The sequence below is a fragment of the Erwinia sp. AnSW2-5 genome (genome assembly GCF_045107195.1).
Lineage (GTDB): Bacteria > Pseudomonadota > Gammaproteobacteria > Enterobacterales > Enterobacteriaceae > Erwinia.
The window spans coordinates 235,458-250,694 of sequence record NZ_JBJGXA010000002.1 but is presented as its reverse complement, the minus strand read 5'-3'; the positions used below and the strand labels follow the sequence as shown (position 1 = coordinate 250,694).

At 57.2% G+C, this 15,237-nt stretch carries 13 protein-coding genes; 5 read left to right on the top strand and 8 right to left on the bottom strand.

Annotated elements, in window-relative coordinates; all coding sequences use genetic code 11:
- Positions 1-35 precede the first annotated feature (35 nt).
- Complete coding sequence (locus ACFL9S_RS02775) at positions 36-1,241, bottom strand: serine hydrolase (RefSeq protein WP_405260175.1); 1,206 nt, start codon at positions 1,239-1,241, stop codon at positions 36-38.
- Between the two features lie 275 nt (positions 1,242-1,516).
- Between ACFL9S_RS02775 and ACFL9S_RS02770 the strand changes: the two genes are divergently transcribed.
- Positions 1,517-2,173 carry an HAD family hydrolase gene (locus ACFL9S_RS02770; RefSeq protein ID WP_405260174.1) on the top strand — a complete coding sequence of 219 codons (657 nt, stop codon included), beginning with the start codon at positions 1,517-1,519 and terminating at the stop codon, positions 2,171-2,173.
- Between the two features lie 41 nt (positions 2,174-2,214).
- Here the strand turns inward: ACFL9S_RS02770 and ACFL9S_RS02765 are convergent, their stop codons facing one another.
- Positions 2,215-3,327, bottom strand: coding sequence for a PQQ-dependent sugar dehydrogenase (locus ACFL9S_RS02765; RefSeq protein ID WP_405260173.1), 1,113 nt, complete (start codon positions 3,325-3,327; stop codon positions 2,215-2,217).
- 126 nt (positions 3,328-3,453) lie between these two features.
- Between ACFL9S_RS02765 and ACFL9S_RS02760 the strand changes: the two genes are divergently transcribed.
- Positions 3,454-4,179, top strand: a complete 726-nt coding sequence (locus ACFL9S_RS02760; RefSeq protein WP_405260172.1) for a DUF3053 domain-containing protein — start codon at positions 3,454-3,456, stop codon at positions 4,177-4,179.
- Between the two features lie 139 nt (positions 4,180-4,318).
- Here ACFL9S_RS02760 and ACFL9S_RS02755 read toward each other — a convergent pair whose 3' ends face one another.
- From ACFL9S_RS02755 to ACFL9S_RS02730, 6 genes are all read right to left on the bottom strand, one after another.
- The gene (locus ACFL9S_RS02755) at positions 4,319-4,984 is read right to left on the bottom strand and encodes a DUF3313 domain-containing protein (protein WP_405260171.1); all 666 of its coding nucleotides are present in this window, start codon (positions 4,982-4,984) and stop codon (positions 4,319-4,321) included.
- A gap of 99 nt (positions 4,985-5,083) precedes the next feature.
- The gene (gsiD, locus tag ACFL9S_RS02750; RefSeq protein ID WP_405260170.1) at positions 5,084-5,989 is read right to left on the bottom strand and encodes a glutathione ABC transporter permease GsiD; all 906 of its coding nucleotides are present in this window, start codon (positions 5,987-5,989) and stop codon (positions 5,084-5,086) included.
- A gap of 9 nt (positions 5,990-5,998) precedes the next feature.
- Entirely contained in the window at positions 5,999-6,919 is a 921-nt protein-coding gene (gene gsiC / locus ACFL9S_RS02745) for a glutathione ABC transporter permease GsiC (protein WP_405260169.1), read from the bottom strand.
- A 41-nt stretch (positions 6,920-6,960) separates the two neighbouring features.
- Positions 6,961-8,499 (bottom strand): glutathione ABC transporter substrate-binding protein GsiB, encoded by a 1,539-nt coding sequence (gsiB, locus tag ACFL9S_RS02740; RefSeq protein ID WP_405260168.1) that lies wholly within the window; start codon positions 8,497-8,499, stop codon positions 6,961-6,963.
- 40 nt (positions 8,500-8,539) lie between these two features.
- The gene (gene gsiA / locus ACFL9S_RS02735; RefSeq protein WP_405260167.1) at positions 8,540-10,390 is read right to left on the bottom strand and encodes a glutathione ABC transporter ATP-binding protein GsiA; all 1,851 of its coding nucleotides are present in this window, start codon (positions 10,388-10,390) and stop codon (positions 8,540-8,542) included.
- Positions 10,390-11,346: an isoaspartyl peptidase/L-asparaginase family protein gene (locus tag ACFL9S_RS02730; protein ID WP_405260166.1), complete on the bottom strand. Its 957-nt coding sequence runs from the start codon at positions 11,344-11,346 to the stop codon at positions 10,390-10,392. Before ACFL9S_RS02730 ends, gsiA begins: the two co-directional genes overlap by 1 nt.
- A gap of 261 nt (positions 11,347-11,607) precedes the next feature.
- Here ACFL9S_RS02730 and moeA point away from each other — a divergent pair, with 261 nt between their 5' ends.
- The 3 genes from moeA to ACFL9S_RS02715 are packed head-to-tail and all read left to right on the top strand — an operon-like array spanning position 11,608 to position 15,205.
- Positions 11,608-12,843: a molybdopterin molybdotransferase MoeA gene (gene moeA, locus ACFL9S_RS02725; RefSeq protein WP_405260165.1), complete on the top strand. Its 1,236-nt coding sequence runs from the start codon at positions 11,608-11,610 to the stop codon at positions 12,841-12,843.
- A gap of 1 nt (position 12,844) precedes the next feature.
- Positions 12,845-13,615, top strand: a complete 771-nt coding sequence (moeB, locus tag ACFL9S_RS02720) for a molybdopterin-synthase adenylyltransferase MoeB (protein ID WP_405260164.1) — start codon at positions 12,845-12,847, stop codon at positions 13,613-13,615.
- A 27-nt stretch (positions 13,616-13,642) separates the two neighbouring features.
- Positions 13,643-15,205: a diguanylate cyclase domain-containing protein gene (locus ACFL9S_RS02715; RefSeq protein ID WP_405260163.1), complete on the top strand. Its 1,563-nt coding sequence runs from the start codon at positions 13,643-13,645 to the stop codon at positions 15,203-15,205.
- The last annotated feature ends 32 nt before the right edge of the window (positions 15,206-15,237 follow it).

Sequence of the window (15,237 nt, the reverse complement as noted above, 5' to 3'; positions counted from 1 at the left end):
GAGGCACGCCTCGCCCGATCCGATACGTTGATGATTTACGCGAACCACTTCCCGAACCAGCTATCCATCTTCATCATCACGAAGTCCCAAATGCGGGCAAAGAAACCGCCCTCTTTCACTTCCTCCAGCACCACCAGCGGGCGTTGTTCAATCGATTTGCCATTCAACTGGAAATCAATCGTCCCGACCACCTGATGTTTCGCCAGCGGGGCCGTCAGTTGGGGGTCGGTCAGCGTGAAACTGGCCTTCAGGTTTTTCATCTGCCCTTTTGGCAGCGTAATGGATGCATCCTTCGCCACACCGAGACTGACCTCTTTCCTGTCGCCAAACCAGACGCGCTGAGTAGCAAACGCGTTCCCCGTTTTAATCGGCGTGACGGTCTCAAAAAAACGGAAACCCCAGGTCAGCAGCTTTTCACTTTCGCGGAAGCGAATGGCATCGGTTGCAGCGCCCAGCACCACGGAGATCAGGCGCATATCGCCGTCCGTCGCGGAAGCCACCAGGTTATTCCCGGCCCCGGACGTGTGGCCGGTCTTGATACCGTCAACGTGCAGGTTGGTGCTCCACAGCAGGCGGTTACGGTTATGCTGGCGGATCTTATTGAAGGTAAATTCTTTCTCTTTGTGCAGGGCATACTCTTCCGGCACATCGCGGATCAACGCCTGGCCGATCAGCGCCATATCACGGGCAGTACTGTACTGACCGGAGGAATCCAGCCCGTGCACCGTTTTAAAATGGGTATTTTGCAGCCCCAGCGCCTTCACGTAGTTATTCATCAGGCCCACAAACGAATCCTGGCTGCCCGCCACGTGATCGGCCAGGGCAATACTGGCATCGTTACCGGACTGGATCACAATGCCTTTATTCAGCTCAGAAACCGGGATGCGGTCGCCGGGTTTCAGGAACATCAGGGATGATCCCTGCAATATCGGATTACCGGTGGCCCAGGCATCTTTGCCGACAGTCACCATATCATCGTTGCTGATCTTGCCTGCTTTCAGAGCCTGTCCGGTGACATAGCTGGCCATCATTTTCGTCAGGCTGGCCGGGTCAAGACGCTGATCGGCATTAGACTCAGTGAGAACTTTACCGCTGTTATAGTCCATCAGCACCCAGGCTTTCGCCTCAATCTGCGGGGCGGCAGGGGCCTGTTCTGCCCAGGCAGGGGACAGCGTTAACAGCAACAGCGTGGAGGTGGTAGCCAGTGCATAAACACGGGATGACAGGGGAATATTCTTCATGTCGTGACCAGTTATCCATTTGAAAGACAATGATTAAAAGTAAAGTCAGGAGACTAACCGTCCTACACTAAGGTGTTACATCCTGAAAAAGAACAATTTTACCGTAAAGATTTCTAGAGTTTATTCAAAATGGCAGATTTTGCCTGCAATAAGGGACAATCTAGCGTCATTTGCACAAAGAGTAAAACGGGCGTAAATCCGAATTATCGACGAACAGCTAAGCCTGTCATAAAAATCCGCTAATCTAAGAAAAGTCCGCAAGAGGAGTCACGACGATGGATTTAGCGCTGTTCGATCTCGATGAAACACTGATTTGTGAAGACAGCACCGGCCTGTGGCTGCGCTGGCTGGTTTCCCAGGGGTTTGCCCCTGCCGCTTTGCTCGATGAAGAGCGGGCACTGATGGAGCAATACTATCAAGGCTCGCTGTCGATAGAAGCCTATATGCACACCACACTCTCCCCGCTGACCGGCATGGCGGCGACGACCGTATCCGGCTGGATCCGCCGCTTTATCCAGCGCGACATTCTGCCACGCGTCTACCCTGCCGCCCGCGAGCGCATGCGCTGGCACCAGGAACGCGGTGATACCGTCATCGTTATCTCGGCCAGTGGTGAACATCTGGTTTCCCCGATCGCAGAACAACTGGGTGCGTCTGGTGCGCTGGCGATTGGCGTAGAGATCATTGATGACCGCTACAGCGGCCAGACCTACGGCACCATGACCTACAAAGAGGGCAAAGTCAGCCGTCTGACCGACTGGCTGCAACAGACGCAAACGCCGCCCTATTCGCGCACCTGGGCTTACAGTGATTCCATCAACGACCTGCCGATGCTGGAACATGCGGATCATGCCTGGGTGATCAACCCTGCCGAACCGCTCAGCCAGCTGGCACAGCAGCGTGGCTGGGAAATCTGTCACTGGCTCCGGTAACGTACAGGGCTGATCGCCTCCGGTCAGCCCTGCTTTGCGGCTTAAGGCTGCAACCCGATCTTCAGCAGCTTGCCATTCGCCTCGTCAGTCAGCACATACAGCCAGCCATCCGGCCCGGCACGCACATCACGAATACGCTCGCCACGGTCGATCAGCAGACGCTCCTGCCCCTCAACCCGATTGCCATTGAGGCTCAGACGGATCAGGTTTTTCTCCTTCAGCGCGCCGATAAACAGTGAATCTTTCCACTGCGGGAAGCGTGTGCCGCTGTAGAACGCCATACCGCTAATCGCCGGAGAGACTTTCCAGTACCAGACGGGCTGTTCGGTTCCCGCCACACGGCCACCTTTCGATCCGGGTACTTTTTCACCGCTGTAATCAATGCCCCACGTCGCCAGCGGCCAGCCGTAGTTATTGCCCCGGTGTGGAATATTCACTTCATCGCCGCCACGCGGGCCGTGTTCACTTTCCCAGATCTCACCGCTGGCCGGATTCAGAGCAAGCCCCTGCGGGTTACGCATCCCCCAGCTCCAGATTTCAGGCCGCGCACCCGCTTTGGTGGCCAGCGGATTATCAGCAGGCACGGAGCCATCGGCATTAAGACGGACAATTTTGCCTTGCAGGGCAGACAGATCCTGCGCTTTCTCCGCCTGGAAGTTATCACCAAAGGCGATAAACAGATGGCCGCTGCGGTCAAACGCCAGGCGCGTCCCCAGATTGGCACCGGTTGACAGCCCCTGCTGACGCAGTACCTCACGGAAGTCCGTTAGCTGACGATGATCTTTACTGAGCTGACCAACGCCGACGGCCGCTCCGGCGCGGCCATCCGGCCCGGCGACGGTATAACTGAGCCAGACGCGGCGGCTGCTGGAAAAATCAGGCGCCAGCACCACATCCAGTAATCCGCCCTGACGTTGCGCCCAAACCTCAGGCACGCCGGCGATCGGTTCAGACAGACCTGCCCCTGCCTGCCAGCGACGTAACTGGCCGGAACGTTCGGTGATCAACATGCCCTGGTTATCCGGCAAAAAGGCCAGCGACCACGGGTGATCCAGCCCGTCCTGTAGCACCTCAGCATGGACCGCCTCTGCCCGTATTGCGGGGCTGAGTAATAACGCAGACACCATTGTTAACGCCGCCAGGCAACCTCTCATCGTTACGCTCCTTATCGCTATTTATTCAATAAACGTAGTTAAATTACCAATAATTGCCGAATTATCTGCACTGTTACGCTATATTTCCGGGGCTGTTTTTTTTCAATACTACAAGGGATATGTCTGATGACTTCACGATTACCACAGACGGGTTTCACCCGTTTCTTACTGTTACCGTTGATCATGATGGCCCTGCTGCTGACGTTAAGCGGCTGCGGCGACAAAGAGCCAGAACAACGCAAGGCGTTTATTGAATTCCTGCAAACCCGCGTGCTGGCGAAATCGCAGGTTGCCGTGCCAACGCTGACGGAGGAAGAGACCAAAGCATTCGGTCCTTATGCCAGCGATTACGCATTACTGACGGATTATCACAAGGGGATGGGCGAGGTGTTCAGCGCCTCCCTGGGGGCGGTTTTTGAGCAGTTCAGGGGCGTAACGACTGTCAGCAGCCTGATGGCTAAGCGCGATGACATCAAAAAAATGGCCGATCAAAGTGCCACCTGGCAGCCCGTGCTGGTGAAGCTGCGTGCGGATAGCGAAAGCAAACATGCCGCGCTGAAACAGCCGGACGATCTGAAAGCGGTTTATGACCAGGTATGGGCTAAAGTGATTGTTGCACCGGGCGATGCGGCATCGCAGGTTGCCACGCAGGTGCCAGAGGTGCTGACGCTGCTGGTGAGCCAGGTGGATCTGTTGAAGCAGCAGGGAGACAAGGTCAGCATCTCCGGGAATATCGTGCAGTTTACCGACCAGAAAGCGCTGGATCAGTACAATGCCATTCAGCAGCAGCTCCAGCCGCGGGTGATGGCCCTGATGAAGACGGCGGGTCAGTTACAAGGCATGATCCGTTAAATCCGGCAAACACTAACCGGTAGTGGCTGACCTTCTGTTTCGGTCAGCCAGCAACGCCGGCCTGGCCCGTGGTGCAGACCATCAGCACGGGTCGATCGGAAAAAATGATCGACCCCTACATGCAATGCACCGTCGTTATTTACTGCGCCGGGAAGGTCACCACATCCCGCACCATCTCATCGATACCGCTTTTCAGCTCCGTCAGATTGATCGGCGCATTGCTGTTAGGAACGGTTTTCCCGTAAGCCTTACGCACCACTTCCACCACCGGCTTGCCCGTTTTGGTATCCAGTAACTGGACTTCCAGGAACAGCACGCTGTTCTGAGTGCGATGCCCGGATGCCGCCATGGTGCTGGCAACGACTGCCGCCACCGGCACCACTTCATAGAACTTCATGTCCTGATTTTCGGCATTCACCGCAGTGATCGCTGTTTTCAGGGTCAGCGTGCCGGGGCCGGGCTGATTCACCAGCGCTTTACGCTGCGCGACCGCACTTTTCAGCTGCTGGTCGAGATAGCCGCGCACCTGGTCCAGCGTGGCCTGGCTAACGCGAGCCGTCGGTTTTGCTGCCGGATAATAGACCACCGGGGTGTAATATATGCCTCGATAATCAGACAGTTTGAAATCAGGCGAAACCCAGCGCAACGTATCATGACCACTGGGAGACTCAGACGCTTTCAGTCGGGAGTAATCCGGTAAAAAACCAGAATATTGCGTGGTATCAGCTACTTTTGACGAACAGCCCGCCAGCACAAAACACAACGTTGCCAGCCCGGCGACCAGAGGGAGACGCAGATTCTGCATTGCCAAATTCCTTGCTCAGTGAAGGTTATTCAAGCATAGAGCGCACCTGCGCGTTCACCAGCGGGATAAGCAAAATATTTGATCTGACTGCGGTCTGGCTTATGTTTTCAGCTTCGGATCCAGCGCATCACGCAGGCCATCCCCCAGCAGATTAAAGGCTAACACGGTCAGGAAGATCGCCAGGCTGGGGAAAATTGCCACGTGCGGCGCCAGCACCATATCCGCCTGAGCCTCATTCAGCATCGCGCCCCACTCCGGGGTTGGCGGCTGCGCACCCAGGCCGAGAAACGACAGGCTGGCTGCCGAAATAATTGAAGTGCCGATGCGCATGGTGAAATAGACCACGATCGACGACAGCGTCCCCGGCAGGATATGCCGCAGAATGATAGTCAGATCCGATGCGCCAATACTGCGTGCCGACTCAATATAGGTCAGGTGCTTCAGCACCAGCGTATTGCCGCGTACCAGGCGGGCAAAAGCCGGGATACTGAATATCGCCACCGCAAGAATCACGTTCGACATGCCGTTGCCCATCACCGCCACCACGGCAATAGCCAGCAGAATGCCGGGGAAGGCGAACAGCACATCACAGATACGCATAATGATGCGGTCCCACCAGCCTTCGTAGTAACCGGCTAACAGCCCCAGCAGCGTGCCAATGGCAGCACCGACCGCCACCGAGAAGAAACCAGCAACCAGCGATAACCGGCTGCCCAGCAGCACGCGGCTGAAAATATCACGCCCCAGCGCATCCACGCCAAACCAGTGCACCAGCGACGGCCCTTCATTCAGCCGATCATAATCAAAAAAGTTCTCGGCATCGAACGGTGCGAGAAGCGGTGCAAACAGCGCAATCAGGATCAGCAGCAGCACAAACACCGCGGCGATCATTGCCACATGCTGGCGACGGAAACGCCGCCAGAATTCGCGCCACGGGGTGCGGACGCGATGGGGGCTGACACCCGGCAGCGCTGAGAGTACGGCGTTACGTCGCCAGTTAATCATCGTGCATCCTTACTTGTAGCGAATGGCGGGGTTGATCGCGGCATACAGCATATCAACCACCAGGTTAATCAAGATAAACTCCAGCGAAAACAGCAGCACTTCGGCCTGGATAACCGGGTAGTCACGCATTTCCACCGAATCAACCAGCAGTCGCCCCAACCCCGGCCAGTTAAACACCACCTCAACCACGATGGAGCCACCCAGCAGGAAGCCAAATTGCAGGCCCATCATCGTGATCACCGGGATCATCGCATTACGCAGGCCGTGTTTGATCACCACCACCGATTCACGCACGCCCTTGGCACGTGCGGTACGCATATAGTCTTCCTGCATCACCTCCACGAAAGAGGCCCGGGTAAAGCGCGCCATCACCGCCGCCACGGCAGCGCCGAGGGTAATGGAGGGTAAAATATAGTGTTGCCAGCTCTCGGCACCGACGGTCGGCAGCCAGCCCAGCTCCACGGAAAAGACCTGCATCAGCAGAATGCCCAGCGCAAACGCCGGGAAGGAGATCCCTGAAACCGCCAGCGTCATCCCCAGCCTGTCTGGCCAGCGGTTGCGCCACACGGCAGAGACAATGCCAATCGCCATACCAAAAATCACCGACCACACCATGCTGCTCAGCGTCAGCCACAGCGTCGGCAGAAAGCGTTGAGCGATCTCTTCCGATACCGGACGTTTCGACACCATCGAGATGCCAAAATCACCGCGCACGGCATGAGTGATGTACTGCCAGAACTGCTGCGGCAAAGGCAAATCCAGCCCCAGCTGCTGGCGCACCATCGCCACCACGTCGGCATCGGCTTCGCGCCCGGCAATCAGACGCGCCGGATCGCCCGGCAACAGGTGAACAAACAGGAACACCAGCACCGCCACAATCAGCAGCGTGGGGATCAGCCCCAGTAAGCGTTTGAGAAAATAGTTAAGCATTTTGTACCCTGCGCCTCCCTGGCGGGAGGCGCGTTAGTCCATTACTTCAGGTCAGCATCATCAAAGCTGAACGAGGTATCCGGCATCACATAGAACCCGGTCAGGTTTTTGGTGTTCGCCGAAACCAGTTTTTCTACCACCAGCGGTGCCCACGGCTGATCTTTCCAGATGCGATCCTGCGCGTCTTTGTACAGCGCGGCTTTTTTCTCGCCGTCGGTGGTATTCAGCGCGTCAGCCAGATCTTTATCCACCTGAGTGTTGCTGTAGAAGGCGGTATTAAAGATGGTTGGCGGCCAGGACTGAGTAGCAAACAGCGGCGTTAACGCCCAGTTGGCTTCCCCGGTAGAAGCAGACCAGCCAGTGTAGAACATGCGCACGCCGCTCTCTTTCTGGCCTTTATCTTCCACCTGTGCTGCACGCTGACCGGCATCCATCGCCGTCAGTTCCACTTTAATGCCCACCTGTGCCAGCTGCTGCTGGGTGAACTGCAACACCTTCTGCGCGGTGCTGTGGTTATGTGAAGACCACAGCGACGTGGTAAAGCCGTTCGGGTAGCCCGCTTCCTTCAACAGCTCACGCGCTTTCGCCGGGTTGTATTCCGGGGCCGGGTAGCTCTGTGAGTACTGGATCGACGGCGGCACAATCCCGGTTGCCGGGGTGGCATAACCCGCGAAGGCCACTTTCGCCAGCGCCTCACGGTTAATCGCGTAGTTAATCGCCTCACGCACTTTCGGGTTATCAAACGGCTTCTGCGTCACGTTAAAGCTGATGTAACGCTGCATGATGGACGGCGAGGTCACCAGATCCAGCTTGCTGTTTTTCTCCAGCAGTTTGGCCTGCTCAAACGGGATCGGGAAAGCAAAGTTAGCTTCACCCGTTTGCAGCATCGCGGAGCGGGTATTGTTATCCACTACCGGGCGCCAGGTAATGCTGTCCAGCTTCGGATAGCCCGCTTTCCAGTAACCCGCAAACTTCTTCACTTTCACAAAGTCAGTCTGATTCCAGGTGACGAACTCGTATGGACCGGTGCCGACCGGGTGGAAGCCGATATCCTTACCGTATTTTTTCAGCGCATCCGGGGAGATCATCGCCGCTGCGGGGCTGGCCAGGGTATTGATAAACGCGGAGAACGGCTGCTTCAGGGTGATTTTTACTGTGTTAGCGTCCACCGCCTCGGTGCTGGCGATGGTTTTAAACAGGTTATAACGCTTGAGATGATTATCCGGGTTGCTGGCGCGATCGAGGTTGGCTTTCACCGCTTCAGCGTTAAACGGCGTGCCATCCTGGAACTTAACGCCGGTTTTCAGTTTGATGGTATAGCTCAATCCATCCGGGCTGGCCTGGTAGCTTTCTGCCAGCACGTTTTCCAGCTTCATCTCTTTATCAAAGCCAAACAGCCCCTGATAAAACGACTTTGCCACCGCCTGCGACAACGTGTCATTCGCATCGTACGGGTCCAGGGTGGTGAAGTTTGAAGCTACTGCAATGGTGACATCTTTCGCCGCCCAGGCAGGCAGTGCAACAACGCTGCCGAGCAGGCCAGCGGTTAACAGCAATTTACGCGTGTAGTGATTCATCATGTCATCCCTTGTTGTCGTTCTACTCTGGAGTAAACAGTTTCTAGGTGCGATTTATGGCATGGCGCGCCACATAATGCCCGGCGCTGACCTCAACCAGCGGTGCCACATCCGGTTCGTCGCCGAGGGCGCGGATCGGGCTGGGTATTTCATCAACCAGCAGCGCGCGTTCACGTCTGCGGTGCGCAGGATCGGCCACCGGTACGGCGGCCATCAGCTTGCGAGTGTAAGGATGCTGGGGGTGTTCGAACACGGCCTGGCGCGGACCGATTTCCACAATCTGTCCGAGGAACATCACCGCCACCCGGTGGCTGATGCGTTCCACTACCGCCATATCGTGCGAGATAAACAGAAACGCGATGCCAAATTCACGCTGCAAATCGAGCATCAGGTTAATGATCTGTGCCTGGATCGACACATCCAGCGCGGACACCGCTTCATCGGCGATCACCACTTTCGGATTAAGCGCCAGCGCCCTGGCAATGCAGATGCGCTGACGCTGCCCACCGGAGAATTCATGAGGATAGCGTTCGGCGTGCTCAGGCAGCAGGCCAACGCGCTCCAGCAGAGCGGCCACACGCTGCTCCGCCTCCCGGCCACGGGCAATACCGTGCACCAGCAGCGGTTCCATGATCGAATATCCGACCGTCAGGCGCGGGTCGAGCGAGGCGTAAGGGTCCTGGAAAATAAACTGAATATCGCGACGCAGATGCGACAGCGCGCTCCCGGTGAGATTATCGATGCGCTGGCCGTTGAAGGTAATGCTGCCGCCCTGGCTTTCAACCAGCCGCAGCAGTGAGCGCCCGGTGGTGGACTTGCCGCAGCCGGACTCGCCCACCAGCGCCAGCGTTTCGCCGGGGCGCAGATCAAAGCTCACCTTCTCCACCGCATGCACACGGCGCTGGACCCGGTTGAGCAGACCGCCGCGAATATCAAAACGCGTCACCAGGTCGCGCACCTGAAGGATCGGCGTATCCTGCGGGTTCACCGTATCCTGCGGCTGCTCTTCCTCCGGCTCACCTTCACGGATCAGCGGGAATTTGGCAGGCCAGCGACGCCCGGCCATTGCGCCCAGTTTTGGCACCGCCGCCAGCAGCGCACGGGTATAAGGCTGCTGAGGCTGGCTGAAGATGGCCTCGACGCTGCCGGTTTCCACCACATCACCGCGATACATCACCTGCACGCGGTCGGCCATCTCAGCCACCACGCCCATATCGTGAGTGATAAAGATCACCCCCATCTGCATCTCTTTTTGCAGCACACGGATCAGCTGAAGTATTTGCGCCTGAATCGTCACATCCAGCGCGGTCGTGGGTTCATCGGCAATCAGCAGCGCCGGACGGCAGGAGAGCGCCATGGCGATCATCACTCGCTGGCGCATCCCGCCAGAAAGCTGATGCGGATAGCGCGCCAGTACATTTTTCGCTTCAGGGATACGCACAAGGTCGAGCATGCGCTGCGCCTCGACCAGTGCCCCGGCGTGGCTTTTCCCCTGATGCAAACGAATGGATTCGGCAATTTGCTCACCCACCGGGAACACCGGATTCAGCGAGGTCATCGGCTCCTGGAAAATCATTGCCATATCGGCGCCGCGGATGGAACGCAACTGCGACGACGACTGTCTGGCCAGATTGACCAACTGGTGATTGCGGCGACGCAGCCACATTGCCCCGCTGTCAATAGTGCCCCCGCCCTGCTCCACCAGCCGCATCAGGGCCAGTGAAGTAACGGATTTACCGGAACCGGACTCGCCGACAATCGCCAGCGTTTCGCCACGGCGAACCTCCAGTGACAGGTTATTGACCGCCTGAATGCGCTGACCTTCATGCTGGAAGCTGACGCTGAGATCGCGTATCGACAACACCACATCATCCTGATGGGGTAACTCACTCATCAGGGTTCCTCCCGATAAATAGCCACGACGGGCAGCTCGCCGACCACCGCATAAGCGCGATACATACCTTCGCTGTTAAACGGCAGCACGACATTGCCCGCGGCGTCGATGGCAATCAGCCCGCCGCTGCCACCCAGTGCGGGAATATTTTCATGGATCACTTTGTCACTGGCCTGTTGTAACGACAGTCCGGCGTAGGTCATCAGCGCGGCAATATCATAGGCAGCCAGCGTGCGCATAAAGACTTCTCCGGTGCCTGTACAGGAGACGGCCACGCTGTCGCTGGCATAGCAGCCTGCGCCAGGTAAGGGGGAATCGCCGACACGACCGGCCTGCTTGTTGGTCATCCCGCCCGTGGACGTCGCTGCCGCAAGATTCCCCGCCAGGTCGATCGCCACCGCGCCCACCGTGCCAAACTTACGGTCAGGGTCCAGCGGATCGCCGGGCGCATCGCCATCATGATCCAATACGGTTTGCTGTGTGGCGATGGCGCGATCAAGCTGCGCACGGCGCTCTGGCGTGGAGAAAAATGCATTTTCGACCATTTCAAGGCCATGTGACGCCGCAAACGATTCCGCACCACGGCCAATAAACAACACATGTGGGCTGTTTTCCAGCACTGCACGTGCCGCCAGCACAGGATTCCGCACGCGGGTCACACCCGCCACCGCGCCGACTTCACGCGTACGCCCCTCCATAACGCAGGCATCCAGCTCGTGCGTACCTTCATGGGTAAACACGGAGCCGACCCCGGCATTAAACAGGGAACACTCCTCCAGCTGGCGTACCGCCTCGGTCACCACATCCAGTGCACTGCTTCCCGCGGCCAGCAGCGCCTGGCCGCCGGCAACGATCTGTAACAGCGCCTGGCGATAGAGCAGCTCTTTCTCCGCATCCATGCTGGCACGCGCGATAGCTCCTGCACCACCGTGAATTGCAATCGTCGCTATGGCCATAATTCATTTTACCCTGTGTGCCAAATCAGCATGAAAAACACTGAGTTAGAATGTATTTGTCGAAAAATAGCAGTTTTTGACTATAGGCAGGCAATATAGCGATGTAAAGCGGAAAGTTCGCACCCTGATAATAACCATTAATTCTAAGATAAACTTTATAGCCGGTTATCACTTACCCAGGCGGGCAAACGTGACCCTGCGACGGATTCACGCCATAATGAACCCATCAGATTTTTTCCCGAATCCCGGAGAAATAACCAAATGGAAGCTTTCACGGCGGGGTTGATCTCGCTTGATGATGCACTCAGTACCCTGCTCTCACGCGTGACCCCTGTTCAGCAACACGACACCGTTACTTTGCCGGATGCCGCTGGCCGTATTACCGCCAGCGCGGTGATCTCCCCCATCGATGTGCCGCCTTTCGATAATTCCGCCATGGACGGTTATGCCCTGCGCATGGCCGATCTCACCCCAGGCAGCGCGCTGCCCGTGGCGGGGATTGCCTTCGCCGGCAGCCCGTTTAGCGGCAACTGGCCGGTGGGGAGCTGCATTCGCATTATGACCGGCGCCCCTGTGCCTGTGGGCTGTGACGCGGTGGTGATGCAGGAGCAGACGGAACTGGAGGGTGAAGCCATCCGCATCACGGCCAACGTCAACGCCGGGCAAAATATCCGCCGGGTGGGTGAAGATATCCGCCAGGGCACCCAGGTACTGGAAGCCGGGGTGAAACTGGGTGCGGCCGAATTGCCGCTGCTGGCATCGCTGGGCATTGCGCAGGTCGCGGTGCTGCGTAAGCTGCGGGTTGCCCTGTTCTCCACCGGCGATGAATTACAGCCGGTTGGCCAGCCGCTGGCAGCGGGTCAGATCTACGATACTAACCGCTTTGCCGTGCAGCTGATGCTGAACAAACTCGGCTGCGAGGTGATCGATCTCGGGATTATCCGCGACGACCCGGCTGCGCTGCGTGCTGCCTTTATTGAGGCGGATAGCCTTGCTGATGTGGTGATCAGCAGCGGCGGCGTATCGGTAGGTGCCGCAGATTACACCAAACTGATGCTGGAAGAGCTGGGTGAAATCGGCTTCTGGAAGCTGGCAATAAAACCCGGTAAACCTTTTGCTTTCGGCCGCCTGCCGAACAGCTGGTTCTGCGGCCTGCCCGGCAACCCTGTCTCGGCGGTGGTGACCTTTTACCAGCTGGTGCAGCCGCTGCTGGCGAAGCTGACCGGACAGGCAGGTCCGGCGCTGCCGCCACGTCAACGGGTGCGTAGCGCCAGCTATCTGAAAAAGTCCCCGGGTCGCCTCGACTTCCAGCGCGGCGTTTTGCAGCGCAATGCGCAAGGTGAGCTGGAAGTGGCCACCACCGGCCATCAGGGTTCACATATCTTCAGCTCCTTCCAACAGGCTAACTGCTTTATTGTGCTGGAACGGGATCGCGGCAACGTCGACGTCGGAGAATGGGTCGAAGTCGAACCGTTCAATTCCCTGCTGGAAGGCTGATATGTTACCCGAACTGAACGATGAAGAGATGCTGCGCTACAATCGCCAGATCGTGCTACGTGGCTTCGATTTTGACGGCCAGGAGCGGCTGAAAGCTGCCCGGGTGCTGGTTGTCGGGCTGGGCGGCTTGGGTTGCGCCGCCAGCCAGTACCTTGCCTCGGCCGGTGTTGGCCACCTGACGCTGCTCGATTTCGACAACGTATCGGTGTCGAATTTGCAACGTCAGGTCCTGCACGGCGAAGCGCAGGTCGGTATGGCAAAAGTGGACTCGGCGCGTCTGCGGCTGGCGGCCATCAATTCCCTGATATCCCTTGAGGCGATCAACGCCCGGCTGGACGATCAACGGCTGGAGGAGAAGATCGCCACGCATCATCTGGTGGTGGACTGTTGCGATAACCTGGAAACGCGTGAACAGCTCAACCGGCTGTGCCATGCGCACAAAATTCCGCTGGTATCCGGCGCGGCCATTCGCATGGAAGGCCAGATCAGCGTCTTCACCTGGGGGGACGATGAACCCTGTTATCGCTGCGTCAGCCGCCTGTTCGGTGCCGCGACCCTGAGCTGTGTGGAAGCGGGCGTGATGGCACCGCTGGTCGGCGTCATCGGCTCATTGCAGGCGATGGAGGCGATCCGCCTCCTCACCCACTACGGCAGCCCGGTGGCGGGAAAATTGTTGCTGTATGATGCGATGACCTTGCAGTTCCGAAGTATGAAGCTGGCCAAAGATCCGGCTTGTGAAGTGTGCAGCATCGCCAACCAACACTATAGTTAATGGGATGCATAAAGGATTGATAAGCACATGATTGATGAGCCGAGTGGGATAAGCGTGAGCGAAAAATCGTCATTACGTAAGATGATGATTATTTTTCTATTGGTGATTGTTACCGCTGTTATTGCGATTAACAGCTGGATCGTGTGGAGTTCGTGGAACCGCATGATTTCCACGTCGAAAGATGGTGCGCGCAATCTCTCCCAGTCCCTTTCCCGCCAGGCGGAAGACACCTTCTTACAGGTTGATCTGACCTTACAGGATCTGCGTGATCGTGTTTCCCTGATCGGCCTGCGCGACGATCAGACCGATTACCTGCGTGAGATACTGACCAACCGTAAGGCCAGCCTGCCCCAACTGCACGGTCTGTTTATCTTTGACGCCAGGGGCAGCTGGCTGGTGACCTCTGACGGCAACATTCCCAAACGTGCCAATAATAATGACCGCGAATATTTCCATTATCACCAGCAGAACACCAGTACCAAGGTGCATATTGGCAAGGTTATCCGCAGCAGAACTACCGGAGATCTGGTTGTCCCAGTGTCCATGCGTCTGGATAATTACGATGGCTCATTCCGCGGCGTGCTGTTGGCCACCGTCAAACTGAGCTATTTCAAGCAGACTTACAGCTACTACAACCTCGGCGAGCATGATGTACTGGCACTAATGCTAAAAGACGGCACCATTCTCTACGTCCGCCCTTTCCCCGATGACACTATTAACCGCAATATTTCCGACAGCCCGCTTTTTACCAGCCTGCTCAAAGATGCGGCCAGCGGCACCGCCATTTATCGTTCGGCGCTGGATGGTGTCGAACGGGTGTTTGGTTACTCCAGCCTGAAGCGATATCCGCTGGTGGTGGCCGCAGGCTACGACAAAAATCATCTGCTGGAAGTATGGTTCTCCGATATCAGCATCTCTATTACCCTTTGTACCATTCTGTTGCTGGTGATTGCCCTGCTTGGTTTCCTCGTGCTGCGCCATATTTCGCTTAACCTGAAAAATCAGCAGGAGCTGACCCAGGTACGCGACAGGCTGACCTCAATGAACCGGACTCTTCAGACGCTGGCGCTGGTAGACAGCCTGACCGGATTAGCTAACCGTCGGCAGTTTGATCTCTATCTGCAGCGCAGTGCGGTGCGGTCGGCAAAAATGCATAGCCCGCTGGCGCTGCTGATGATTGATGTCGACAGCTTCAAACTGTTCAATGACAGTTACGGTCATCTGGCTGGTGATGATTGCCTGAAGCTGGTGGGCGATACGCTGGCGCAGTTACCGCGCAGACCTGAGGATCTGGTCGCACGTTACGGAGGGGAAGAGTTTGCCGTGGTGATGCCAGGGGCGGACCGGGCTGCCGCGCTGCGTTATGCTCATCAGGCCATCGCGGCGATTGCTGCCCTTGCCATTCCTCATCAACATGCCGAAAAAACGGGCAATGTGGTAACCATCAGCGTGGGAATGCATGTGATGAATGCCGAACGTAATGTCGACATCAGCCTGTCACTGATTGCGGAGGCGGATAAAGCGCTGTATGCAGCGAAAAAAGCGGGGAAAAACCAGGTGGCGGAAAATCAATCTCAGGCGAGTGCCTGATATAGCGTGCTAACCCTGACACGGGTCGACCG